The organism is Paenibacillus sp. FSL L8-0435 (assembly GCF_037965655.1).
Classification (GTDB): Bacteria; Bacillota; Bacilli; order Paenibacillales; family Paenibacillaceae; genus Paenibacillus.
Genome location: NZ_CP150185.1, coordinates 409815 through 435260 on the forward strand (window position 1 = coordinate 409815; position 25446 = coordinate 435260).

Here is a 25446-nt window from a genome sequence, read left to right on the forward strand (position 1 = left end):
GCAGAATAGGCTGCCCTGCCCTGAGTTTCAGATACTTTTTGAGTGATCCAGCGGTTTCATTTCGTTTCTTCTTGTTGAGCTTTTTTCGATATACCAGAGAATGATCATAGACAACGCATAGAACAGACTGACAGCCAGAATAATGATCCATACACTTTCCATGTCCATGCTTTTGATGAAAATGCCTGTCAAATATGGACTAAGTGTATAACCCAGGCAACCTACGAATAACAGCAAGCCATTGAACCGCCCCTGATGTGTGTCGGGTACACGCGAAGCAATATACAGATTGATATTGGTCTGCACGAGAATCTCTCCAATAGTCCACAGCACCGTGGATAAGGCGACGATGGAAAAATGGGGGAAGGTTCCGAGCAGGTTCAAGGCTCCAAATCCGATTCCATAGAAGAGTGCGCCTGTAGCTATGGAGTTTAGGGCAGTTAATTTGCGTGTAGCGGACAGGATCACGGTGGTAAGAATAATGACGCTAATGGCATTGATGGTCATGACAGAGCCGTAATAGGCTGCCCCGTTCTCGCCAAACGAGTGATTCATCTGGAGTGGGAGGCTAAATGAGTATTGCATATAGATAAAATAGTTAAGAAATGACACAACGATGAAAAAGGCAACGAGTGGATTTTTCAGCAGTAGTCTGAATAACGGCGAAGGCGATTGGCTCGATCGTTGTTGTTCTTGTTGTTGTCCAGCATGTTCGCTGTTTGTTGATGCCAATTCCTTGCGTGTGCCGATCTTAACCTGGTTGATGATGATAAAGGTAGATATCAGAAACACGGTACCGATACTTATAAAGACAATGTTGACGTGATCCTTGATAAAAAAACCGGCGATCAGTGGTCCGATGGCTATACCCAGATTGGCCCCCAGATACATGAGGGAAAAGGCGGACTTTCGCTCTTTCTCCTCCGTACACAGTTGAATAATCAGTGCATTATAAGCAGGTCGGGTAATACTGATGAAAAACATGACTGCAATCAGAAGATAACCAACGGTAATGGTGCCTGACCAAAAAGAGCAGCTTATAATCATGATGGCAGACAACAGTTGCCCGATGACAATAATTGTTTTTTTGCCTATAACATCGCTTAAATAGCCGCCGAGAAGTACACCGGGTCCGCTAATCAGGGCTGCCATGGACACAAAGATCCCTGCACTGACCACATTCATGCCCATCTGTAACGTAAGCACCAAGGTAATCAGGGAGAATACAAAATCTCCCGTGCTGTTAATCGTTCTGGCTAAACAGAGATAATAGATATCGCGGCTCAGACCCGCGTAGGTTTTGAATAAAGACAATAATTCCAGCCCTCCCCAAGATAACCGTCACTCCAGACCAAAAACAGTGAGGATGATCCGTACAACTTATACGGTTTCAGCAACCGTCACTTCAATCTTGAAACGATCGTACATATCCAGCAGGGTTTGACGCAATTCCTCGAACGAATCACCCTCCACGATAGCATAGCCTGATCGGGTCATGGTATCGTTGACGTCCCCGGCGCGCTGCCCCACTTGATAGGATACATTGAACTCAATGATGCCAGGGATATCCGCATAATTCTCTATCCCGGATATGTGTTGAATTACCCCTGCGCGTGATGGGAAGCAGATCATGCCTGTGAATTTATGACTCGTCTCCTGTTGCTTAAATTCATATATTCCAACTTCCAGATCAGTGACGGCTTCGAAGAAATCAACGCCATGGGTGTTCTTGATACAAGGAGGCATAACATGTGATCCCCCGATTCTTGCACCAATTTCTCCAAACACCACTTCTCCTTCCGGAGTCAGAAAAAGTTCGGCATGTGTTACGGATTGATTGATACCCAAGGCAGCAATGACCTGTTCATTGAGTTCTTTGATGTGATGGATAAAATCAGCTTCCGTGCCTTCAGGGAACGTAATACTGGCCGGAGGTTTCTGCTTCGTCGCAATATCCAGGCAGTTATACAGATATTGGGAAACAGATGCAAATACAACTTTGCCCTTGGACACAATGGAATCACAATGAAACTCCGTACCGTGGATGAATTCCTCCAGCAAATCCTTTTGCTGTGCTTGTCTTGTATGGTGAAGATAATGCACCAGTTCATCCATGCTGGACAATTTGAACGTATTGATACTTCCATATCCGCTGAGTGGTTTCACAATAATCGGGAAGCCGTGTACAGCAGTGAAACGAATATAGTCCTGTTCATGTAGAGCAATGGCAATTTGGGATGTCCGAATTCCGCGTTGATGCAGCATTTGTTTCATGATCCATTTATTGCGAACAGCCTCAGCCTGATTGCGCTGCATACCGAGGATCCCGAACTCGGAACGGAACTGACCACCGATCTCAATCGCATTCTCACCCGGCGTTAACAGAGCAGAGATGGAATGGGATTCTCGGATCTGCATCATATGCTCCCGGATGGCATCTACGGACTCCAGATGATCGACATATCTAATTTCATCAAAGAATTCCCTGAGGACCTCATCATGATGCAAATTATGCCGTTCAATAATCAGAATTTTTTTGTGATCCGCCAATTTCTGCAAAGGTTTAACGAAGTTTAATCCGGTTGGAAGCCTGAAATCAGATATGTATACAATGGTTTTCATACGTTCTCGTATATCCCCTTTCAACAAAATACTAAAAATAGTAAAAATTCATTTCATAACATTATAGCTCAATATTTTCCATTTTGAATACACCTTTTGGTTAAAAATATGAACCAAAATACATATTTATGTTGCGTTAAAGTGTTAATTGACAATAGGAATTTTTTGGTATACGATCTTTAGCGGATTAGAAACAAAAAGGAGGAAATAGAAATAAATGGAGATTGTTAAAGAGAAATATGCCATACTGGGAACGCTGGGAGACGATGAAGGATTTCTGACTTGCAGCATGCATATCGCGAAGAAATTAGGCAACTCGGAACGTATCAAGCCATACCCTGAATTTGAAGCGGCTGCGGAAGACTTGAGATCAGGGATCATATCCTGCTTGCTGGTCCCCGGGGCGTATCCCAAGCTCAACAGCTTCATCATGGATTCTGAACTAGCGGTGTCTGAGAGCTTTGTGGAGAAAATTCCTGCGCTGGTTCTATCCGGCTTCCATGCGGTATGTCCCGATCAGATCGATATTATCTATCATCATCCAGCAACCACATACTTGTTAACTGAACTTGATACAACCTATAAAGAGAACAGCACCGTATCGTCCAACCCTGAAGCTTGCAGGAAGGTCATGCACAACACGGAGAAGTCCATTGCGCTCACGAATCAGCTATGCGCTGATCATTACGGGCTTGTGACCTACAAAGTATTGCGCGAGGGAATCAATATGCCATGGGTATGTTTTACACAAAATACACAGAGGGTGAATACAGTCATATGAAAAGAATTGCTATTATACTGGATAAAAATCTGGAACCTGGCGCCGCCGCTAATGTGGCTGCCCTGTTAATGGGACAAGCAGCCCTGAATGAGCCGGAGTTATATTCTGATCAACCTGTGCTGGATCATAGCGGCGTTCAGCATGCCGGCATCCGATATAGCACTGTCATTCTGAAGGCCGGGGAGAATCAACTGATCAATCTGGCCAAACTCTGTTCAGATGACAGCGGGGGACTGAGCCATGTTGTTTTTTCACAGACAGGCCAGTCGCTCAACAATGCCTTTGAACAATATGCAGTTGAGATTGCTTCGATGGAATTGGAAGTTACCAAAGTGGTAGGTGTCATTGTATGGGGCGAGGATGATCAAGTTAGGGCAGCGACCAAAAAATTCAGTGTGATGAAATAAGGGAAAAGGGCAGAAGCTGATCTTAGAGATCACTCTGCCCTTCTTTACATATGAAAGAATCGTTATAGAGGTTGTTCAAGGTACTGAAAACCGACCTTTTTGAACACGCACTTATAGATGATTGCTGATAACGGCAGCTTTCTTTTCGGTTAAGTAGTATACGAGTGCCAGCAAAGGCATCACCAGACCAATCAGAGTGGTGAGACTCCAACCCCCATGCGCATAAGACCAGCTGCCAAGTGATGATCCAATCGCGCCCCCGATAAAAAAGATCGACATGAAGATTCCGTTTACCCGTCCTCTTGCTTCACTTAATGAATAGATAATACGCTGCCCCAGCACCAGATTACCCGAGACCGCCATGTCGAGCGTGATGGCAACGATCACAAGAAGTACAAGGGTAGCGGTAGAGTGACCCTGGAACAGATAGGCGAGCCCAAAAGAACCAGCCGCGATAACCATGGCGAGTCCGGTTAATATGCGGGTAAAGCCTTTATCCGCCCATCTTCCGGCAATCGGTGCTGCAACGGCGCCTCCGACGCCAGCCAATGCAAACCATGCAATTCCTTGCTGGGACATGCCATACTCATTGGCGAGCTGCATGGGAACTGTAGTCCAGAACAAGCTGAAGGCGCCAAACAGGCTGGCCTGATAGAGGGCTCGGCGGCGGAGCATGGGAAATGTTTTTAACAGGGAACCCAATGACAGGATTAATTGTCCATACTTCATCGCCGGTTGGGGCTGACGTGCAGGAAGTGCGCGTGACAGGAGCAAGGTTAACAATACGATAATGATTGCGGAGAAGACAAAGACCGCTTGCCAACCGAGCAGACTCGTAATAAAACTTGCGACAGGGCGAGCCAGCATAATGCCCAGCAGCAGGCCACTCATCACATTACCGACCACCCGTCCGCGTTGCTCCTCCGAAGTGAGGTAGGTGGCGTAGGGAACCAGAATCTGTGCAACGACGGAACCAATACCGATGAAGAGGGAAGCAGCCAGAAATAATATGGCATTGGGAGAGAAGGCGGCGGCAATCAATGCAACGACCAGAATGATGAGGAAAAAAGTGATCAGCCGCTTATTCTCCAGAATGTCACTGAGCGGTACGATGAACAGCAGGCCAATTACGTAACCGATCTGTGTTAACGTCACAATCAGTCCGGCAGCAGCAGAGGAAAGCCCTGTTGTCATGCTGATCGGTCCTATAACCGTCTGAGCATAGTACAAGTTTGCCGCAAGTAGCCCGCATGCCGCGGCCAAAAGTAAAATCAACCAGCTTGGAACCGGGGTTGTCTTCACATCGTTTTGCAAATGCATGATTATCATCCTCCAATTTTTATGTTAATGATCCTTAGTGCCCTAATGGTTCCACTCAAACCATGACCGATCAGGCGTCCAAACCTTTGCGGTACTTTTATGGATTCACTAATTACTAAACGCTTCGTTTACTAATTACAGACATATAATAAACTAAACGTTCAGTATTGTAAATAGGCGATAGGAATTTTTTGTATGTCGAAGTAAGGTAAGAACGAAATTGTTTAATGTATCGGTGTTTTAGTATAATGAACGTACAGTTTTTATGAATTAGAGATGCATTTGTTACACCAAGGAGGGCTTATGATGACAGCCAAAAGAGGACGTCCCCGTAATGTGGAAACCCAGAATGCAATTCTTGCAGCTTCCTATGAATTATTATTGGAACACGGCTTCGGAGCGGTTACGATCGAAAAAATTGCTGAACGTGCTAAGGTGAGTAAAGCAACGATATATAAATGGTGGCCCAATAAAGGAGCTGTCATTATGGATGGGTATATGTCTGCGGCAACGGCAAGATTGCCTGTACCGGATACAGGATCGGTATTTGAGGATGTGCGCATTCATGCGAGCAATCTGGTTGATTTTTTGATCAGCCGGGAAGGAAAAGTGATCACACAAATTGTTGGAGAGGGTCAGTCTGATCCAGGTCTAGCAGAAGAATACCGAACCAGATACATCCAACCTCGTCGGCGTGAAGCGTGGGGAATTTTTGAAAAAGGTGTAGAACGGGGAGAGTTGAAAAAGGATTGTGACATCGGACTGTGCATAGACCTCGTCTATGGAGCGATGTTCTATCGCATGTTGGTAACTGGCGAACCGTTAGATACTGAATTCGTGCAGCGTTCGTTGGTTTCCTTGTTTGAAGGTATTAAATCTTGATCATAGAGAAGGACATCTTGGGGGAGGGAGAGGGCGATTCGAAAGTATCGCCCTGGGTGTGGGTGCAAAAGGCTTGTGGATGAATGGAGAATGTGTGGAGAATTGAGAACTACACCTGGAAGATCGGTGAGATGGCTGGGGGCCATGAATCAGGAGAATGCGATGTGGAAGTGGGAAGAGACTGGTTCAAGAGCGGGGGTTCATTCCATACCGAACTGGGCAGTTCGCGGCGTAATACAGGGGCAACTTCCTTGGCAAAACGCTCTACTTGCTCCAACTGCTCGCTATGCGTCAGTCCATCTACGCTGATACTCAGCACCTGATGTCCGTAAGCGGCATGATAGTCCAGAATTTTCCCAATGATCTGCTCCGGACTGCCGATTAACGCAGGACCTCGTGCAATGTTATCCTCCAGATCGGTGAAGGGGGACTGGTTATGCTGTGCGGCGGCAGTGGCATGGAACGCTTCATAATATGGCTTATAGCGGCGAATGGCTTCTTCGCCCGTATCCGCAAGATAGAGGCTGCCGGCACCAGAGCCAATCACTGCTTGCTGCGGATCATGACCATAATAATCGAGGCGTTCCCGATAATGATCAATTAACGCTTTGTATTTGGCTTGCGGGTGAAAAGAGTTCGACGTGAAGAGCGGCTCGCCATATTTGGCAGCGAGTTCGGTCGAGACCGTGCTCGACGCGCTACCATGCCAGATTGGGATGGATTGCTGAAGCGGCCTTGGCCACGTGGTCACCCCCTCAAGCGGAGGGCGATACGTTCCCTGCCAGGTTACATTCTCTTCAGACCACAGCCGTCTTAGCAGATGGTAGCGTTCATCGAGTGAGTCCCATTGTTCCTCTTCGCTTATGCCAAACAGCGGATAGTGCCGAGGGTCATTGCCTTTCCCGATGATCATCTCCAGCCGTCCGCCCGATAATTGATCCAACGTGGCATAATCCTCGGCAACCCGGACTGGATCAAGTATACTAAGAACAGTAACGGTGGTTAGTAACCGAATGCGTGTGGTTGCTGCGGCTATTGCCGTTAATACGACAGGTGGCGAGGAAGATAGAAACGGCGCACCGTGTCGTTCACCGATTCCGTAGGCATCGAATCCCAGTCGTTCAGCCAGCTTCGCTTGCTCTAATATATTGTGGAATTTCTGCTGAGTTGTCAGAGCTTCCCCGGTTACGGCATTAGGCAGATTCATCATGAGACTAAACAAGGCAAATTTCATCTGACCTTCTCCTCGAACTGAATTGATAATTCCTGTGTTGTCTAATCCTATTGAAATAGTAGGATATGTAAGTTGAATTAAATGTATCACGTTCTCACGGATTCTTCTAATGGATTTTTTCTATAAGCAGGAGCAGCCAGGCCTCCTTGCATAAATGTGAAGGAAATTGCCACGATTTTTATTGACCGCTGTAAAATTTAGGATTAAAATTGTGCTTATCATATAAATTCAAAATTATGGATTTTCATTGTGGAGGTGGGATACATGGAACCTACAACTACGATACGCTCATATATTGAGGACTACATCAGGAAACAGGGGTACACCCTGCAGTATTTTGCCGATATATCGGGAGTTAACGCTGGAACGCTTAGTGCAATTATTAAGGGGACTCGGCCCATCGCTATGGCGCAACTGGATCTGATTACCCAAGGCATGAAGCTGGAAGAGGGGTATTTCTACGAGATTTATGGGGCTGAATGTTTCGTGGAATCGGCACCTCATTGGAGGAGACTGGAACCATTCCTGCAACGCTGTGCTGAATTGGACAAGCTGGAATGTATTCATAAGGTTATCCAGGAAGTGACGGATGATCGCTCGTATATCTCGGAGTTGTTTGAGATGGCAGAAGGCATGCTTGAACGTGGACAGACGAAGGCTGCACGGATGTTGTACGAATGTGTGGCGGAGTGTGAGAAATATCAACACTCGGAACGTCTGGCTCTGTGCCAGTATCGCATCTTCACCCTCTCGCTTGGTCAGAATCAACATGATAACCTGCGGGCCGCTGTGCACTTTGAGCCATATATTAATCGGCTGGATGAGGAACGGCAACTGGATGCGATCAAGGATTTGGCGAATACGTATCTGGCTTTAAGGTATTGGGACAAGGTATTTGATTTGGCAGAAGAGTTAGATCAGAAAACTAAAATTTTGCAGTCATATACAAAGAAAAAAATAGACAAAAGTGATAGACTCACCTCCTATCCTTTGTTCGTATATAGAGCTTATTCCAACTTGCTTAAATCATCGGCATGTGAGGGGCAGGGGCGTTATGACGAGGCATTAGTCTACACAGAGATCTATGCCAAACTCGCTAATGTCTCTGAACCGGATGAAGAAGATCAGATTTTCATTGATAAATTTGCTGGATGGACGGAAGCCAATACTTATTTATATAAATTAATGATGGGTGAACACAGTGTATTACCTGCTTACTTGGAATTTATCGAGAAAAATGAAGAAGAAATTTTACCTGCAATCATTAATATTTTGGAGGCAGCTAATAAGTTTGATCAAAATATTGATGATATTTTGTATAAATTCAGGGATCAAATTAACTCGGAAATTAAACGTTTAAAAGGCTACACTGAGCAGATGAAAAATGAGATTTGTGTTGCATTCTTGTTAGAACTTTCTCTCTATCACTTGAATCGCCATGAATATCGAGAGGGTTTGAAGCAGCTTATGCACTGTCTGAGAGAATCTGTACGATTTAACAATCAAACAGCTATCATTCATTGTATTTCCCTATATGAGAAGTACAAAAACATGGGTACCACTGAAATCGAGCACCAATACAAAACTATAATGATGGAGGTTCAGAAATCTTATGAAAAAAAAGAAAATCTTCTATGTAATCTTGCTTAGCTTTATGATTATTAATATCAGTCAATTAGGTAATTTTGATATCGATGCACCTTTACAAATACTGAATTATCCGCATGGTGCAGGAAGATTATAACAGAAAAAATATATTAAATTTTTCAAAAAGGTTTACTTTCAAGTAACGAGAGTAAGCTTTTTTGTATTTTCATAGATTGACCAATGTAAAATACAGGATTAAAATAACATTTATTATATGTTATTGAATTATAAGTGATTTAGGTGGCGGAGGTGTGATAGTGGAATTGGTTCCTACAATAAGAGTACATATTGAGAGATTTATGAGAGAACAAAATCTCAAGTTGCAGCATTTTTCCGATATTACAGGAATTAATGTTGGGACTTTAAGTGCCATTCTTAAAGGTAGCAGACCGATGTCTATGAACCAACTGAATCAAATTACTTCTGTAATGGGATTAGAAAAAGGTTATTTTTATGAGAGTTATGGGGTAGAGTCCTTCATTGAATCTGCGCCTCACTGGAGACGTATGGAACCATACCTATACGAGTGTGCTGAACTTGGTAAGCTGGATTGTATACAACAAGTTATTACTCATGTGACGGATGATCGATCCTATATAGAAGAGTTATTTGATGTAGCTGAGAGCTTTTTTGCTAGAGGATTAAAAGAAGCAGCTCTTATTCTGTATGAATGTGTGGCAGACTGTGAGAAATATCAACACTCGGAGCGGCTGGCCCTTTGTCAGTACCGTATTTTCCTGCTTCATAAAACACTGAATAAACTCATTAACATGAACGCCGCAGTAAAGTTTGAATCCTATATTGATAAATTGAATGAGGAAATGCAACTGGATGCGCTTAAAGATTTAGCTAACCTGTATAGCACAATGAATCTGTGGGATAAGGTTTTTGAGTTGGCTGAGGAGTCGATACGAAGAACTGACTTACAAATTCATTTTCAATCCTTAAGAAGGAAAAGGAAACCTAGAGTTGCTTTTTATCCTCTTTTCACTTATAAAGCTTATGCCATTCTGCACAAGGCACATGTATCTGGAGAATGTAGGCAATATATAGAAGCTTTAGAGTACACAGATATTTATGAGGATATAGTGAACAATGTTAAAGATCCAACTGGAGAAGAACAAGAACTAATAGGACTGTTCAAGGGTTGGGCGGAGGGAAATCGATATTTGTACAAGATACTATCAGGTGATTTTGAGGTCCTGAATAATTATCTAGATTACCTAGATGCTAATCATGAGGAAATCTCAACAGCATTCGTATATATTATACAAGCTGCCAATCAGTACTCTTACAATATTGACTACACACTGAATAGATTCAAAAATCAGATAAACGAGATTAGAACAAAGAAATATGTAAAAGTAAAAAGAGCATATAACGAACAGGCATCAAATTTTAGATATATACGCTTATTCTACGAACTAGCAAAGTACAGATTAAGTCAAAGTCAGATTGAACAGGGAATAGGACATTTAATTACAAGTTTAGAACGTTCTTCTTTATGTAATGAAGATCTTATGTGTATCAAATGCATTGATTTGTACGGAAAATACAGAAATCACGCTAGTAAGACCCAGGAAGAGCAGTATACAAAACTAATAGATAAGTTAAGTGTACCAACTTTTCGATAGTAAAACATCTGGGGAAGGACGATGAAGACAATGTCCAATATACGTTCCTATATTGAAAGTCACTTGAAGAATAAGGGATATAAACTACAGCAATTTTCAGAAATCGCTGACATTAATGTTGGTACATTAAGTGCGATCATCAAAGGAACCAGGCTTATTTCAATGAACCAACTAGATCAAATTACATCTGTAATGGGTTTAGAACAGGGTTACTTTTATGAAATGTATGGAGTTGAATGTTTTATTGAATCTGCGCCCCACTGGAGGCGATTAGAACCGTATTTATTTCGTTGTGCTGAACTTGGTAAGCTAGATATTATACAACAAGTCATTACTCATGTGACAGATGATCAATCCTATATTGATGAGTTGTTTGATGTGGCAGAGAGTCTCTATAGTAAAAGTATGAATGAATCTGCACTCATTTTATATGAGTGTGTGGCCGACAGTGAGAAGTATCAACATTCTGAACGGTTGGCCCTTTGCCAGTACCGTATCTTCCTGCTTCATAAAACACTGAGTAAATTTGATAATCTCAATGCAACAGTAAAGTTCGAACCGTATATTGATAAATTAAATGAAGAAGTGCAATTGGATGCAATTAAAGACTTGGCCAACGTGTATAATACGATACATTTGTGGGACAAGGTTGATGCATGGGCAAGGGAACTGGAACGGAAAGCAGAAATTCAATTAAAAATTCAATATCGTAGGCGGAAAAATAAAAGAAGGCTAACAGCCTATCCTCTTTTTACATATACAGCCTATGCAAACTTATTAATATCAAGCGTTTATGGTACCCGCAAGGAGTACGATAAGGCCATAAATTATCTGCAAAAATACATGGAGATAATTGAGATTGAGAATCCTACAGAAGAGGATCAAAATATAATAGATCTATTTAAGAAATGGGGAGAGGGGAATCAATATGTATTCCGAATAATGGTAGGTCAGGAGAGTGTGATTTCCCCTTATTTAGGATATTTAGAAAAAAATCCGGAAGAGATATTAACGGGTTTGCTAAATATTTTGGAAGCATCTAATCAGTATGGATTTAATATTGATCATGTTTTGAAAAAGTTTGAACATCCGATTAATTTGTTTAATACGGACGCTCATAATAAAGGTAGTTATACCGATCAAATGATAGACCATGGATATAGAGTTTTTTATTATGAATTGGCAAAATATCAAATAAATCAATATAATTATTCACTTGGAATTGATGCCTTACTTATTTGCTTAGATCTCTCTTCTTCAAGTAAAGATGATCTAATGTGCATTAAATGTTTAGATTTGTATGGGGAGTATAGGAGTGAAGCCAATGAAACACAGATCAGAAAGTACAAAAAAGTAATAGAAAAGTTAAGTTTACCGACTTTTTGATGATGAAATATCTGGGAAGGGACGGTGAAGAAAATGTCCAATATACGTTCCTATATTGAAAATCACATGAATAATAAGGGATATAAGCTACAACAATTCTCGGAAATTGTCGACATTAATGTGGGTACATTAAGTGCTATCGTCAAAGGAACAAGGCTTATTTCAATGAACCAACTAGACCAGATTACCTCTGCAATGGGTTTGGAACAGGGGTACTTTTATGATATGTATGGTGTGGAATGTTTTATTGAGTCAGCACCCCATTGGAGACGATTAGAACCGTTTATATACCGTTGTGCTGAGCTCGGTAAGCTGGATATTATTCAACAAGTCATTACTCATGTGACAGATGATCATTCATATATAGATGAGTTGTTTGAAGTAGCCGAAGATTTGTATAACAAAGGAATGAAGCAAGCAGCACTTATCTTGTATGAATGTGTGTCTGAATGCGAAAAATATCAGCACTCTGAACGCTTGGCTATGTGCCAGTATCGTATATTTCTGATTAGTATGGGTTCTGACCAAAAAGAAAACAGAGTAATTATTTCAAAGTTTGAACCTTTTATAGAGCGATTAGATCAGGACTATCAATTGGATGCAATTAAGGATTTGGCGAATGCTTACTGGGGGTTGCATGAGTGGAATAAAATGAAGGGTTTATCGCAAGAACTTGAGAGACGAGCTAACCTGGCTATGAAACAAACTAAAAAGCGTGTATCTAAATCTCAATATCCTTTCTTCGTATACAAAGCCTATGCCAACTTACTTTTTTCTAACTATTGTGATTATGCTAAAAATTACAAAGAAGCCTTAAAGTACACTGATATATATGAGAAAATCATTGAGAATGAAGCGAAAGTTGCAGATTATGAAGTTCTTCATAAATTTAGAGAATGGGCGAAATTCAACAAATGTTTGTATAAAGTCATGATGGGAAGAAAAGAGGTCATCCCTGAATACATCACTTACATTGAACATAGTGAAGAGGAAATTCTTCCTGCAATGGTCAAAATTCTTCAATCAGCAAATAGATATCAATATGATATAGATGAGGTCTTGATGAGATTTAAAGCTCGGATCGATGCTAAATTCAATGACGTACGTTCACAAGGAAGATATACTGTACAGAGTTGGTATTATCGAAGAGTGGTGCTATTCTACGAATTGGCCTTTTACTACTTTAACAAGAAGAGGTTTGAACTCGGAGCTACTTCTCTGTTAATAAGTTTAGAGATAAGTATTTTTGTCAAAGATGACGTTCTGATCTCAAAATGTGTAAATCTCTATGGGCAGTTTAAGGAGCATTTAACTAATCATGATAATTATAAAATACTAATAGATAATATTTATATAGAAGCGAGTTTATAGTTTAGCCTACTGCAATCAGTAGGCTATTTTTTATTTTCGCTTCCTTGAAAAGATAGAGCGCAATGCCTTTTTCTAAAGAATTCTTTTTACAATATTATGCAAAACATAATATGTTCTTAAGAGAACTTTTCATCATGACCAAAACTAAACAACATACTTATTCTAAATGTTTTTCTAGAATGTCCTAGAGGGGTACATGCCATGAGAGAACTAAGTATCTTAAAAGACCAAATAGAGCAAGGTCGGCAAGAGTTGAGTCGCTTGGTAGATCAATATGGAATCCCGAATGTGAAAGTGCTTGAGCAGTCTATGGCGTTGGACGAGCTAATTAATGAATATAATCGATTTACTCTAGGAGTAAATATGAGGAAATGAACGATATGTTATTTAAGTTTAATTAAATAATTACACATGTTAATTTGTATAATTATTCAAATAAATAAAATATAATATTCTTTTGCAAAATATTATATTTTAAAAAAGGGATCAACATACTAGTTCATTTTTTGAAAAGGTTAAATGAATTTTTTATCTATATTAAATAAGGAGGTGAGCATATGGGAGCAAGTAAACCTGGTAAAGGTAGTAATAAATATCCCGATTTGACTAGCGGGGATTTCGGTGTTGGAGCAATCAGATTTCAAAACCCCCCAAATACAGGCGGGGGAACAGGGAACACCGGTAGCTGTGGTGTTAATGTAAGTTGTGTACTTTGCTGTTGTTGTGGCAAAGGTGGTGGAGCGGATAATGTACAAAAACAAATTGAACTATAGGACTTTTTTTGATTCCCAATAATTATATTGATTCGAGTGCGGCAATATGCGTATTTAGGATATTAGCCGCACTTGAAGTTTAAAGCGGAGGTGTCATATCACTTTGATTACAGAAGAGTACACTACGTATACATTGAATAACTTTGTTATCTATGAAATAAACTCAAATGAACTAGTTTTAATGCATAATTATGGGATAGTGAAAATAAAAGAAGCAAGATTAATAGAAGAAATTAAGAAATGGGATAACAATAATATTAAATCAGTCCATGAAGAAGAACTTATGGATGTTTTTCAAGAAGATTATTCAAATGCTATAGCATTTTTAGAGAATAATTACATCTTCATTACTAAAGAAGAGGTGAACTTCTCAATAGAAAAATGCGTTTTCTTAAGTAACAATGATGAAATACTTAAAGTGTCCCAAGAGTTTCTTTTTGAGAACCAAAATATGAAAAATTCAATTGTAAATCTTAATGAAGAATCGAATAGCACACTACTTTCAGAGAAGAATAGTAATACTTTATATGTAGTATTTATGAATCCTTACAGTAAAGAAATGGCCAATAAGATTACTTCACTTGTAAGAAAGAGTGAGAATTCAATTTTATTAATGAGTTACACGTATAACAACAATTTTTATATTGATTCTCTTTATAGCCCTCAAGCATCTAATCCATGTCATTTTTGCCACATAGGCCACATTGAATCGCAATTGCGTGTAGATTCTACTGGGAATATCTCTTATCAGCAAATTATCGATTCGATTTATAAAGATGAACCCAAATTCAAGGTTCATACTCCTCTAAACAAAAATAATATTTTGAATATACTCTCGTTATTAAGTAATAAAATAAGTAAATATTTCACCTTAGAAAATGGTAGAATAATCCATAATGAAGAGTTGCATGAATGTTCCGTATTTGATCTTCAAACGAATAATTACTATACAGATTATTCATTACATTGGGAGCTATGTGACTGCTATGAAAAATAAGTATGTTGGAAGTCTAGAACATAACACAGTGGAAAGGTCATTCACTGATTACATTTACGCTTCTTATATACCAAAGAAAGTTGAGAACTATATTCTTAAATTTCATCAAAGCAGTACTTTGCTAAAGTTGCCTGATTCCAAGCACCAATCCATCGATGATAACGTAATTCCATGGCTTGAATATGCGCAGTACACAGATATCACTCCTGATTATTACGAACAGAAAATTAATCTTAATACAAGCACAGAAGTGAATGTAATCGGAAGTTACAGATCATTTAACAAAGAGAGACTGTTCAATTTTGCAGAGTTATCCCAATTATTAAATGGTGCTTTTATAAGAGATAAACAAACGGGGTCTAAAAAATATGGTTCTGCTGGTGCTCTCTATCCCATAGTTCCGTTGGTACTCGTGTTCCAAGATCATGATACTTTGACAAGAGGAGTTTACGTATATGATGGGATAGAACAAACATTGTTAAAAATAACGTCTTGGGCCAAAGACGAAGCACTTCATATCAAGAAGTATGTCTGTCATGATGCAATAGATCTACCGGAAATTTGTATCGCATATGCAGCAGACTTACGCAGATCAATAATCAAATATCATATCAGAGGGTACAGACATGCTCTAATAGAGGTAGGAGCCATGAGCCAAGTGTTTAAAAATTCTCTCCATAAAATGAGTAAAGGTGTCGGAGAGGTAAGTTGGTCTGGATTCAATGATAACGAACTGACTAAGCGATGTGGTCTTAATGTGAGATTGTGTCCAATAGTGATGCTTCAATGGTTTGGATACACGGATTCAACAGGAAAATGAGGTCGATATCATGTTGTATTTATCAAATCCTCTTCACTTTAATATACCGGAGCAAAAATTTATTACTGACGACACATACACATCCTTCTCAAGAATTGGGAACTTTCTTAAAAATGGTTATATAGGGCCGGATAGTTCCACTGCAATAGATTTTAATAAGCAACAGTCTCTAATCAAAGCTTTTTCAGAAATGATCGAGAGAAGGGCAATATCTGCCGGGGGCATCCCTTTTGATGAGAAGAGTGTATATGCTATTAATATGGTTAATTCAAGTAGTGTACTTATTGATAAGAAATACTCAACGTATTCATTATCAGAAGAATTCCCAATTGATACTACCGGAACCTCTAGTCATATTTCGTCACAAAAAGCAATTGTTAGTTCTCTCCGAGAAATTATTGAAAAAAATGCCTTGTATCTATTTTGGTATGGTAAACAAGGCTCTAAAATTAAACTAGATGTATCTCTGATAAACAAACATAAAATTTTATCTGGATTAATGTATCAAAAAAATAAAGAAGTTCTTTTTTTTATCAATGAATATTTCTATCCCTTAAAGGTAGTATTTTGTTTTATTCTTCACAAAAATTTTGTGTGCTCTTCTGGGGTGGGTAGCTCTTTTTCCATTGAAGAGGCTATCCTTAAATCCACACAAGAAGCCGTTTTATTACAGTGGAAAGAAGAAAGTAATGAACTCGTTGCTATGTCACGCCAAGTGTTCAAGAAAAAATATGAAAATCAATCTGGGATTATTGATTACTTATCTGTAGGGTACGGAAGTATCTCAACTAGTGATTATGAAAAAACGATGAAAGAATTAACAATCTCCAATTTGTTAAATATACTTCCTCCTTGGGTGGCTGAAGTATATATGATTCCGCTAAAACAAACGGTAACTACAAAAATTAAATGTATAAAAATATACTCTCCTTATCTTTTTAATCATATTCCTTTAAAAGAGTACATTAACCTAAGAAACCCTATGAATGTAAATACGATAAATCTTAACGAGCAAAGCATGTTGAAAATACCTAACTGTATTGTAGTGTGATAGAGGGGAGAGAATACGCTTTGATAAATAATCCAGTTAACGGCACACCTTTTATGATTGAAAGGTTTCATATCAAACAAAATTCATTTCTTCTTGACTATTTTCAGAGTGATGTTATTACGTATTCTGAGAATGGTCCGCCTGCAAGCGCAATTGATTTTGATAAAAGAAAATCAATTAAAGCAGCAATAGGAGAGCATATAGAGAGGGTATCTGTTTTTAACAATTATCATAGATTCAGGGATCAATTAGTAGAGGGAGTCAACATGCTGAATGGTACAATAGAACAATTTCCTCTACATCGTATTTTGTTGAACTGGAATGATCCTATACTTAACAAATTAAATCTAGATAATATATATAGCGATACCTGCGGAATGGCCTCTCATGTTAGTTCCCATCAGTCTATAAATTCTGCATTTTTAGAATTCTTTGAAAGACAAAGCTTGCTCTTTAGTTGGTTCACTAAATCTCCTGCTAAAAAGATTCATCTTGAAGATATAAAATTTATAGATCTTCAATCCATTATCCAGATGTCTCGGATACATGTAGATGAGATTTTTATGTACGATATATCGTTGTGTGATGAGGTCAAGGTAGTAATTACAATCGCCTTTGGAGCAAAAACTAAAGGTGTTGGGATAAGTGCTGATTGGGACTACCAAGGTGCAATAACAGGCAGTTTAAAAGAGCTATTCCAATATGTAACTGTGGAGCAGCCTATAAAAAAATCAAATTATCAAAATACGGAATACTCAGTTGATCCATTACTTTACTCTCATTATTTTATGGAGAGACTTGGTGTAGATGAATTAAAAAGCGAGTTTCAATACCTAGAGAAATCAGATCAAGTGCGTGGTGAACTAATAGATGGAGACACAGCTGATCCTAATGAATTTTATAATACAGTTAAGAAAATCTCTTTAAAATTGGCAATGGATTTTAATCTTTGTTATATACCAGCTCTTGATGGAGAGTTAAATACAAAAATTGTTAAAATTATAACAAATAAAGGCTTCCATCACATGTATGCTGCAAAAATAGACCCAACTCAAGTCGAAATCTTGAAGCCTTATAAGAATCGATTACACAATATTGGGAAAATGCTCCCGTTTGGATAAATTGGAGGTTGTTTTTTGAAAATAACTCGTGAATACTTCCGTCTGTTTACTAAAATGATGTTAAGCAACAAAGTAGCTTTCGTATGGTATCTGTTATTTCCCCTCATTGCTTTTTTTATCTTTAATTATCAATGGTTTACTCAGGGGCCTGAGATCAATGAATTTTACATCCAAACCAGTGTATTTGTTTCATATATTATCTTCGTGATGTCCATCGATGTGACGACCAATCTGATCTCTTTAAGAGAGAGCGGTTTTTTCAAGATGTTCAAATTTATCTCAGGTAGTAAATACCCTATTATCTGGGGAAAGGCTCTGAACCAGATTGGTTTTCTGTTCTTGACCATTCTCCTGTTCTCGCTAGTATCGGGAGTGATATTCCTGGATAGCTTTGGACAGGTTGCTTTGTTTCTCGCCGTGTCTTTAACAAGCTGTATATTGGGGTCTGTAATGGTCATTTTATTAACGCTTATCCTAATGCTTCTTCCAGTAAGGCAGGAGTCGCTGAATGCGGTGGTCAGTATGAGTTTACTGGTCATGTTTTTTCTATCTGCAAAGGGACTGGCGTATTCAACAGAGTATGGTCTACTTCTGGTTTTCATCAACCCTATGGAGTACGTCAGGAATCTAACTTTTTTATTAGCAGAATGGTTTATGAATAGCCCTTTCCCACATTTGAGTCTGATCAACATGAGCTTCATCACACTTTGTTATGTTACCTGCGGACTTATCGCACTCAAATTTGTGAAAGTCATATCCAGAACACATCGGACATAGCAGGAGGATCTATGATTAAAATTGAAAATTTGAGCTTCTCTTATCCCAAAGCCTCTCGTCAAAATCTGGATCATTTACATGTGGAGTTTCCCCAACAAACCGTGAATATGATCATTGGCAAAAATGGTTCTGGCAAAACGACTTTATTTGATCTGATCGCAAATGTGATTAAACGTCCGCCAGAAATACAAGGTATTCCGGATGAGAAGGAGATCATCTACCAGCTCCAGGGTTTGTTATTTCCTCTAACTTTGAAGGCCAAAGATCTCTTTCGCTTTTTCCTGTATTCCGATCACTCAAACCGCATTGAAGTGAACAACGAACCTTATGTAGATGAAGATATGAGTCCAGCAGAGGTTGAATTGGTACAGCGGGTATGGCATATGGAGTTTGGGCAATTATCTGTTGGGGAGAGGCGTTATCTGTGTATTCTGGCAATCACATTAATGAAGAGGGAATTATACATCTTTGACGAGCCATTAGCGGGTATCGATCCGGAAATGCGTTATCATATCTTGAAAAGGATTGAGAAGCTGGCACTCCATAATGAGTGCACTGTACTGGTCTCGAACCATCACTTGCAGGATATTGCAAATATCCAGTGTGTTCTGCATTTTATTCATCAAGGTAAAATAACCTTTAGCGGATCATATGAGACGTTTATTAAAATGGGAGATGGAGTGAATCCGGACTTGGCGTTTCTGAAGCAGGTGAAGTGAGGAGAGGTGTTTCTCCATTTTTGCCACGTCCCTTCTACTCCAAAACTGAGCGACAATAATTACCAGTAAAGAGCTAACTTATGTAACAAACTGTGTTAAACTGGAGATAATAACAAAGAGCAAGGATGCGCGAACATCCTGCTCTTTACAACAGCCGCTTCTATGGGCGGTGGCTGTGCATAGGTAGCTGAAATAGACCATTACCTTAGCTGGGGCGGTCTATTTCTTTTTGTTTTGATTATTTAAGGCAATGACAATAGTTACAATCAGTCCAATCAAGGTTACAATGAACCCCGCAAAACTGATCATAAATGTCAATACCGTTGCAACGATCAGTACACATCTGATTTATGTGTCTAGTGATTGCAATCGACAATGAACCCTATGTAGATGAAGAAATGAGTCCGGCTGAGATCAGTAATCTTTAAGCGGATCATATGAGGCGTTTATTCAAACGGGAGATGGCATCAATCCTGATTTAGCTTTTTTGAGACAGGTAAAGTAGGGAGATATAAATTAATTTTTGTTTTATGAAAACCACCTTTGCAAACAATCAATTAGTTCTGCAAAGGAATATAATATGAATTTTTTGGCAATGTATCCTAAAATGTTATACAAAGAGGGGGTGCATGCTGTGAGTGAACCGATACAGATCACAGATAAAATCGAACGGAACAGGCAAGAGTTGAGTCGTTTGGCGGAGAATCATGGCATGCAGGACAACCAAGTCCTCCGACAGTCCATGGTACTGGACGAGCTTATTAATGAATATAATCGATTCAAATATAAAAGCCATCTCAGGAACAGACAACCGATTGCATAATGCAGTCGGTTTTTTGGTCTAATTAGTGTTCTTATATAAATAGCGTAGTCGACTGTAGCGATACAGTCGGCTTTTTTTGCGTTCCCCCTGAAACCTATGCGGATAACTTGAAATTCCGTACCAATTCCAGGATTGGCAGGATAGCGGATGATCATTAAAACTGGATATGATGACCCCAGTTATATCCAGATTGATCTGTGAAGGGGGCTCATACAATGATCGGGAGAGGGAGGGATGAACGGAAATGATGGACAAGGTACGCATTTTTTTCGGAAAAAATGTAAACCTGCGCACCAAGTTGCTCCTGTTGTTCCTGGCGCTGACGTTGCTGCCGCTAAGTTTACAGGGAGTGATGAACTACAAGCATTTCTCGCAGACGATGGATCGCAAGACCGAGCAGTTCACCATTGATATGGTTCGCCAGATTAACGCCAATCTGAATCGGCTGTTGAAGGACTTTGAGCGGTTGTCGCTCTTGCCGCTTTACGATCAGATGGTGCTTGGCATTCTGGGCAAATACAACGCTTCAATGGGGTCGGGAACATGGGCGAGGTCTGAGGATTATTTGAAAATGAAGCTTTACACATCGGGTCAAGCTTATGACCGGCCCGAGATTCGGGGAATTCACATGATCAGCAACAGCGGCATTTTGTTCTCCAATCTCGATTCGCTGGCGGTCAAGCCGGTATGGGACAGTAGGCAGGATGATTGGTTTGCAGAGCTTGAAGACTCGGAAGGGACATGGCGCCTGCTTCCTCCGCATCAACCCGGCTATTACACGGGCGGTCAGCAAGAATCGTATATATCGGTGGGCAGAGTGCTTCGAGATCCGGGTACGCTCCAACGATTGGGTTACATTCTGATTGATATCCGGCCGGAGGCCTTCGGTCAACTGTTATCCAATCTGAATTATGAGCAAGATGCAAGCCTGATGATTGTAGACAGCAAACAGCGTCTTCTGTTCGAACGGACCTCAATCGGAGGAATGTCTGCGTACGACCAGTTGCTAATGCAGGGACAGCTTCAAAACTATGCAGGAAACCAAAGAGTTTTTCTGGATGGGCAGCCCTATCTCTATGTACAACATCATTCCAGTTATTCCGGGCTTTCGGTGATCAGTCTTACACCTATTGCCGTGATTCAAAAGGAGTCAGGTGAGATGCTCACCTTCACGATATGGTTCGCTGTATTGTGTATGGCGGCTATAGCGGTTCTGGCGGTTCTGTTATCCTATCGTATCACTCGGCCACTGATTCGACTGAAGCACCACATGATTCGGGTTGAGCAGGGAGATTTTAGCCAGCGTGTAGCACACTTCAGCAGTGATGAATTTGGACAGATTAGTCGGGGCTTTAACCGAATGATGGAAGAGATTCATCGACTGTTCAATGAGGTGTTTCTGCTGGGCATTCAAGAGCGGGAGGCAGAGTTGTCAGCGCTGCAAAGCCAGATGAATCCCCATTTTATATACAACACGCTGGAGTCCATTAACATGATGGCCATTCGCCAGAAGCATGCTGAGGTATCGGACATGGTGACGGCGCTTGGCAAGCTGTTGCGTTATACGATTGATAAGGTGGACCGGATGGTCCCACTTGGGGAAGAACTTGCTTTTGTACAATCCTATGTACGCATTCAGCAGGTACGTTACGACGGCAAGTTAGAGATTATCTATGACATCGAAGAAGCAATAACGGAGTATTTGATTCCCAAGCTGGTACTGCAACCGCTGGTGGAGAATGCAGTCTACCATGGCATTGAAGGGCAGGAAAATGGAGGAGTAATCTGGGTATCTGCCTTGAAATTCGACCATGAGCTGCTGATTAGCGTGAGAGACAACGGTATGGGAATGACTCAGACAAAGATTGACGAGTTAAATGAGTCCATATCAAAACAGCCTTCCAATGAGGCATTACGTTGCCATGCCGGGGACAGTCTGGGGCTTAACAATATCGCCCAGAGGCTTCGCCTCATGTATGGAGAAGGCGGTAGCCTAAGCATTGATGGAAGTCCCGGGCAGGGACTGGTGGTCACGATATCCATTCAACTTCTACCGAAAGGGGATTGAAGCGCATGTATAAAGTATTGCTTGTAGAGGATGAGACGGTCATCCGTCAGGGACTGAGGGAGTTGATCGTACAAGTGTCTTCTCAGTTTCAGGTAACGGGTGAAGCGTCGAACGGTACCGAGGCACTGGATTTTCTGAGATGTGAGGTGCCGGACGTGTTAATCACGGATATCCGCATGCGTGAAATGGACGGATTAACTTTGGTAAGCAAAGCCAGAGACATGTATCCTGAATTGCTAATGCTCATCATTAGCGGCTACGGTGAATTTGAATATGCACGCAGAGCGATGGAGTTTGGGGTGTTGAACTACCTGTTGAAGCCAATCGATCGTTATGAACTGGCATTATGTATACAAAAGATTCAATTGCTGCTGGATCGCAGATACGGTATAACAACTCTTTCTATCCCTGAGCCATCAGGCAAAGCAGAACACGCTGGTGGAGATACACGGAAGATCATCCGAGATGTGAAGGAGCACATCAAGCAACATCCCGATGGAGATCTGCGACTTCAGACGATAGCAGATCTCGTTAACTTGAACCCCACTTATTTAAGCCAGTTGTTCAAGAACGAAATAGGCATCAATTATTCCGAATACATCACGGAGGCACGTATGGAGCGGGCCAAGTGGCTGCTGATCAACACGGGTCTCAAAATCTATGATGTGGCACGGTTATCCGGGCATCAGAGCCCCAAACACTTCATGTTGGTGTTTAAGCAGCAGGTGGGATGGACCGCGGGAGAATATCGAGACCGATTCAGTATCTCTTGAAAAACCATACCATTTCTGTAGTTGACGTGATTTATGAGGGAACGATGCTTTCGTTATACTTTGGTTGCACATGTATACCACGACGTCCATAAGGGGGATTTCCATGAAAAAAGCAGGACTGATACTGGTGTTTGTACTCATGATGATGGCTTCAATCGCGTGCACAGGTTCCAATTCCAGCAGTGAACCTGACAGTACGGGCGGGGAGAATGGTGAGGTCGAGCTGAAGTTCATGATGTGGGGCAATCAGGCGCATATGGATGTATACAACAAGTTGATCGATGACTTCACAAAGGAAAATCCAGGCATCAAAGTAACGATGGAATCCGTACCTTTCGCAGAATACCAGCAAAAAATTTCGGTGCTTGCCGCCGGAGGCTCTCTTCCCGATCTCGCCTGGGTATCGGAGCGAATGGTGCCACAATTCAAGTCCAACCACATTCTGGCCGATGTATCCGAGTTCAAGGGTGATACACAGTTTAAGCTGGATGATTATATTCCAAGTACATTGGATTTGTTCCGTGATGGTGATCAACTGCTGGGATTACCTTTTTCTACACCTCCGGTGGTCATGTTTTACAATAAATCGCTGTTTGACCAAGCTGGCCTGACTGATCCAAACACACTTGCCACCCAAGGACAATGGACATGGGAACAGTTCGAAGAGTCCGCCAAAGCCATTACCATCAAGGATGCGACCAACCGAATCTATGGTGCCAACTTTTTTCGCGACTGGAAGACCTGGGCGGTGCTTTCCTCCTACTCCTGGTCCAATGGAAGCGGTCCATTCGACGAAGGCATGACAACGTTCACCTGGAACGATGCCTATGGCGTACAGACTTTTGAATTGTTGGAACGTATGATGTTCACCGATGAATCACACCCGAAGGCGGGTGAGCAAGTCAGCTTTGATGCGGGTAATGTGGGCATGTTCTTTGATAATTACAGCTATGTTTCCAAAGCAAGGGAGATTACGGATTTTGAATGGAGCATCGCTCCTATGCCTTCCGGCTCTCAAGGCAGTGTACCGATGCTGGGGCAGGCCGGATATGCCATGTTCAACGACAGCAAACATCCAGAGGAGACGAAGAAACTGTTGAAGTATTTTGCCAGTGAGCAGGGGATTCAGGCGACAGCCACCTACTTTGTGCCTCCGCGTACCTCTGTTCTGAACTCAGATGCATTCATTCTTCAGCCGAATAACCCAAGCAAAGAGCATATCGTGCATGCGGTCATTGATGAAATGCCAAAAGCGCGCTTAATTCCCGGTCATATCCGTTGGCAGGATATCGACAATGCGGTATTGCAGGGATTTGACCGACTGTTTGCAAAGACAGCGACAGCTGAGGATAACCTGAAACAAATGCAGGAAGAGATCCAAAGTGTGCTGCAACCCTAAATCATTCGATCGAAACCGGAGGTGAGAACGATGGGCAAATTCAAAGAATTACTTGAGCGGAAACCGCTGTCGCTGGTGGTCAGCCTGCCTGAGAACGATCTATCTTTGGCCCGGGCAGCCATGGAAGAGGGCGCTGATGCACTGAAGATGCATTATAATGTCGGTCATCGCGCCAGCGGGAATCATTTTGGTCCATTGGACATGTATGCCGAGGTGTTTCGGGCGATCCGCAGTGAGTTTGGTGGTCCCCTTGGGGTCGTACCTTCTGGCAGTATTGATGGAGCACAAAGGGAGGATGTGGAGGGACTTTCCGTGCTGGGTTTTGATTTCTATTCCATCTATGCACATCACTTGCCTTCCTTCATGTTGAATGACTTGGGGCTGGACCCAACGTTTGCGATCAATGAAGAATATGAGGCTTCCCTCGTAACATCAGCAGCGCACTTCGGCTTTACCGCTCTGGAGGCATCCATTGTACCTGGAAAAGAATATGGTACACCGCTCAGCTTCACGGATGTGCTTAAGTATCGCCGTCTGGTCTTGCAAGCCCAGGTACCGGTATTGGTTCCTTCCCAGCGAAAGCTGGTGCCGGAGGATGTTCGGGTGCTGCGCGATACCGGGGTAAAGGCAATTATGCTTGGGGCGGTCGTGACTGGCAACACGATGGAACAGCTGCGAAGGGCCGTAAACGGGTTCCGCAATGCGGTGGACAGTCTGAACCGTCCGGATTATATAAGTTGAACTAAAGAATATTTACACTTGCCACTCCGATGCCAGAACAACCTTCCGATCGCTGTTATCCCCAGATTTTTTTTGAATCCCATATATAAAGGGGAAATCC

The 25446-nt window shown here is 41.3% G+C and carries 25 protein-coding genes; 19 read left to right on the top strand and 6 right to left on the bottom strand.

Annotated features, from left to right (window positions below):
• Nucleotides 1–27: 27 nt before the first annotated feature.
• The gene (locus NST33_RS01975; RefSeq protein WP_221823815.1) at nucleotides 28–1314 is read right to left on the bottom strand and encodes an MFS transporter; all 1287 of its coding nucleotides are present in this window, start codon (nucleotides 1312–1314) and stop codon (nucleotides 28–30) included.
• 66 nt (nucleotides 1315–1380) lie between these two features.
• Nucleotides 1381–2622: an ATP-grasp domain-containing protein gene (locus tag NST33_RS01980; RefSeq protein ID WP_339306546.1), complete on the bottom strand. Its 1242-nt coding sequence runs from the start codon at nucleotides 2620–2622 to the stop codon at nucleotides 1381–1383.
• Nucleotides 2623–2839: 217 nt separating this feature from the next.
• Between NST33_RS01980 and NST33_RS01985 the strand changes: the two genes are divergently transcribed.
• Nucleotides 2840–3403: a hypothetical protein gene (locus tag NST33_RS01985; RefSeq protein WP_221823819.1), complete on the top strand. Its 564-nt coding sequence runs from the start codon at nucleotides 2840–2842 to the stop codon at nucleotides 3401–3403.
• On the top strand, nucleotides 3400–3810 hold the full coding sequence (locus NST33_RS01990; protein ID WP_339306548.1) for a DUF2000 family protein: 411 nt from the start codon (nucleotides 3400–3402) through the stop codon (nucleotides 3808–3810). Before NST33_RS01985 ends, NST33_RS01990 begins: the two co-directional genes overlap by 4 nt.
• A 111-nt stretch (nucleotides 3811–3921) precedes the next feature.
• Here NST33_RS01990 and NST33_RS01995 read toward each other — a convergent pair whose 3' ends face one another.
• Complete coding sequence (locus NST33_RS01995; RefSeq protein ID WP_221823821.1) at nucleotides 3922–5130, bottom strand: MFS transporter; 1209 nt, start codon at nucleotides 5128–5130, stop codon at nucleotides 3922–3924.
• A gap of 306 nt (nucleotides 5131–5436) precedes the next feature.
• On the opposite strand from NST33_RS01995, the gene NST33_RS02000 reads away from it, so the two are divergent.
• Nucleotides 5437–6012: a TetR/AcrR family transcriptional regulator gene (locus NST33_RS02000; RefSeq protein WP_221823956.1), complete on the top strand. Its 576-nt coding sequence runs from the start codon at nucleotides 5437–5439 to the stop codon at nucleotides 6010–6012.
• A gap of 109 nt (nucleotides 6013–6121) precedes the next feature.
• Here NST33_RS02000 and NST33_RS02005 read toward each other — a convergent pair whose 3' ends face one another.
• The gene (locus tag NST33_RS02005) at nucleotides 6122–7246 is read right to left on the bottom strand and encodes an LLM class flavin-dependent oxidoreductase (protein ID WP_221823823.1); all 1125 of its coding nucleotides are present in this window, start codon (nucleotides 7244–7246) and stop codon (nucleotides 6122–6124) included.
• 264 nt (nucleotides 7247–7510) lie between these two features.
• Between NST33_RS02005 and NST33_RS02010 the strand changes: the two genes are divergently transcribed.
• The 10 genes from NST33_RS02010 to NST33_RS02055 all read left to right on the top strand — a co-directional run bounded on the left by NST33_RS02010 (nucleotide 7511) and on the right by NST33_RS02055 (nucleotide 18046).
• Nucleotides 7511–8896 (top strand): hypothetical protein, encoded by a 1386-nt coding sequence (locus tag NST33_RS02010; protein WP_036673096.1) that lies wholly within the window; start codon nucleotides 7511–7513, stop codon nucleotides 8894–8896.
• A gap of 254 nt (nucleotides 8897–9150) precedes the next feature.
• Nucleotides 9151–10527, top strand: a complete 1377-nt coding sequence (locus NST33_RS02015) for a helix-turn-helix transcriptional regulator (RefSeq protein WP_036673097.1) — start codon at nucleotides 9151–9153, stop codon at nucleotides 10525–10527.
• A 30-nt stretch (nucleotides 10528–10557) separates the two neighbouring features.
• The gene (locus NST33_RS02020) at nucleotides 10558–11913 is read left to right on the top strand and encodes a helix-turn-helix transcriptional regulator (protein ID WP_162163210.1); all 1356 of its coding nucleotides are present in this window, start codon (nucleotides 10558–10560) and stop codon (nucleotides 11911–11913) included.
• Nucleotides 11914–11979: 66 nt separating this feature from the next.
• Nucleotides 11980–13284 carry a helix-turn-helix transcriptional regulator gene (locus NST33_RS02025; RefSeq protein ID WP_339306551.1) on the top strand — a complete coding sequence of 435 codons (1305 nt, stop codon included), beginning with the start codon at nucleotides 11980–11982 and terminating at the stop codon, nucleotides 13282–13284.
• Nucleotides 13285–13485: 201 nt separating this feature from the next.
• Nucleotides 13486–13659: an aspartyl-phosphate phosphatase Spo0E family protein gene (locus NST33_RS02030; RefSeq protein ID WP_084650459.1), complete on the top strand. Its 174-nt coding sequence runs from the start codon at nucleotides 13486–13488 to the stop codon at nucleotides 13657–13659.
• 182 nt (nucleotides 13660–13841) lie between these two features.
• Nucleotides 13842–14057 (top strand): hypothetical protein, encoded by a 216-nt coding sequence (locus NST33_RS02035; RefSeq protein WP_036673099.1) that lies wholly within the window; start codon nucleotides 13842–13844, stop codon nucleotides 14055–14057.
• A 181-nt stretch (nucleotides 14058–14238) separates the two neighbouring features.
• Entirely contained in the window at nucleotides 14239–15054 is an 816-nt protein-coding gene (locus NST33_RS02040) for an McbB family protein (RefSeq protein ID WP_339308583.1), read from the top strand.
• Nucleotides 15044–15874: a SagB/ThcOx family dehydrogenase gene (locus NST33_RS02045; RefSeq protein ID WP_036673102.1), complete on the top strand. Its 831-nt coding sequence runs from the start codon at nucleotides 15044–15046 to the stop codon at nucleotides 15872–15874. Before NST33_RS02040 ends, NST33_RS02045 begins: the two co-directional genes overlap by 11 nt.
• A 10-nt stretch (nucleotides 15875–15884) precedes the next feature.
• Entirely contained in the window at nucleotides 15885–16925 is a 1041-nt protein-coding gene (locus tag NST33_RS02050; RefSeq protein WP_036673104.1) for a YcaO-like family protein, read from the top strand.
• Between the two features lie 20 nt (nucleotides 16926–16945).
• On the top strand, nucleotides 16946–18046 hold the full coding sequence (locus tag NST33_RS02055) for a YcaO-like family protein (protein WP_036673106.1): 1101 nt from the start codon (nucleotides 16946–16948) through the stop codon (nucleotides 18044–18046).
• A gap of 164 nt (nucleotides 18047–18210) precedes the next feature.
• Here NST33_RS02055 and NST33_RS02060 read toward each other — a convergent pair whose 3' ends face one another.
• Nucleotides 18211–18738 carry a hypothetical protein gene (locus NST33_RS02060; RefSeq protein WP_156946155.1) on the bottom strand — a complete coding sequence of 176 codons (528 nt, stop codon included), beginning with the start codon at nucleotides 18736–18738 and terminating at the stop codon, nucleotides 18211–18213.
• Nucleotides 18739–18834: 96 nt separating this feature from the next.
• Here NST33_RS02060 and NST33_RS02065 point away from each other — a divergent pair, with 96 nt between their 5' ends.
• The gene (locus NST33_RS02065) at nucleotides 18835–19542 is read left to right on the top strand and encodes an AAA family ATPase (RefSeq protein ID WP_036673109.1); all 708 of its coding nucleotides are present in this window, start codon (nucleotides 18835–18837) and stop codon (nucleotides 19540–19542) included.
• Nucleotides 19543–19761: 219 nt separating this feature from the next.
• Here NST33_RS02065 and NST33_RS02070 read toward each other — a convergent pair whose 3' ends face one another.
• Nucleotides 19762–19851, bottom strand: coding sequence for a putative holin-like toxin (locus NST33_RS02070; RefSeq protein ID WP_235193912.1), 90 nt, complete (start codon nucleotides 19849–19851; stop codon nucleotides 19762–19764).
• 325 nt (nucleotides 19852–20176) lie between these two features.
• On the opposite strand from NST33_RS02070, the gene NST33_RS02075 reads away from it, so the two are divergent.
• From NST33_RS02075 to NST33_RS02095, 5 genes are all read left to right on the top strand, one after another.
• Nucleotides 20177–20365, top strand: coding sequence for an aspartyl-phosphate phosphatase Spo0E family protein (locus NST33_RS02075; RefSeq protein ID WP_036673231.1), 189 nt, complete (start codon nucleotides 20177–20179; stop codon nucleotides 20363–20365).
• 244 nt (nucleotides 20366–20609) lie between these two features.
• The gene (locus tag NST33_RS02080) at nucleotides 20610–22433 is read left to right on the top strand and encodes a sensor histidine kinase (protein WP_339306556.1); all 1824 of its coding nucleotides are present in this window, start codon (nucleotides 20610–20612) and stop codon (nucleotides 22431–22433) included.
• A 5-nt stretch (nucleotides 22434–22438) separates the two neighbouring features.
• The gene (locus NST33_RS02085; RefSeq protein ID WP_339306558.1) at nucleotides 22439–23206 is read left to right on the top strand and encodes a response regulator; all 768 of its coding nucleotides are present in this window, start codon (nucleotides 22439–22441) and stop codon (nucleotides 23204–23206) included.
• 103 nt (nucleotides 23207–23309) lie between these two features.
• A complete protein-coding gene (locus NST33_RS02090) occupies nucleotides 23310–24605 on the top strand; it encodes a sugar ABC transporter substrate-binding protein (protein ID WP_339306560.1) in 1296 nt (431 codons plus the stop codon).
• Between the two features lie 30 nt (nucleotides 24606–24635).
• Nucleotides 24636–25346, top strand: coding sequence for a hypothetical protein (locus tag NST33_RS02095; RefSeq protein ID WP_339306562.1), 711 nt, complete (start codon nucleotides 24636–24638; stop codon nucleotides 25344–25346).
• Nucleotides 25347–25446: the final 100 nt, after the last annotated feature.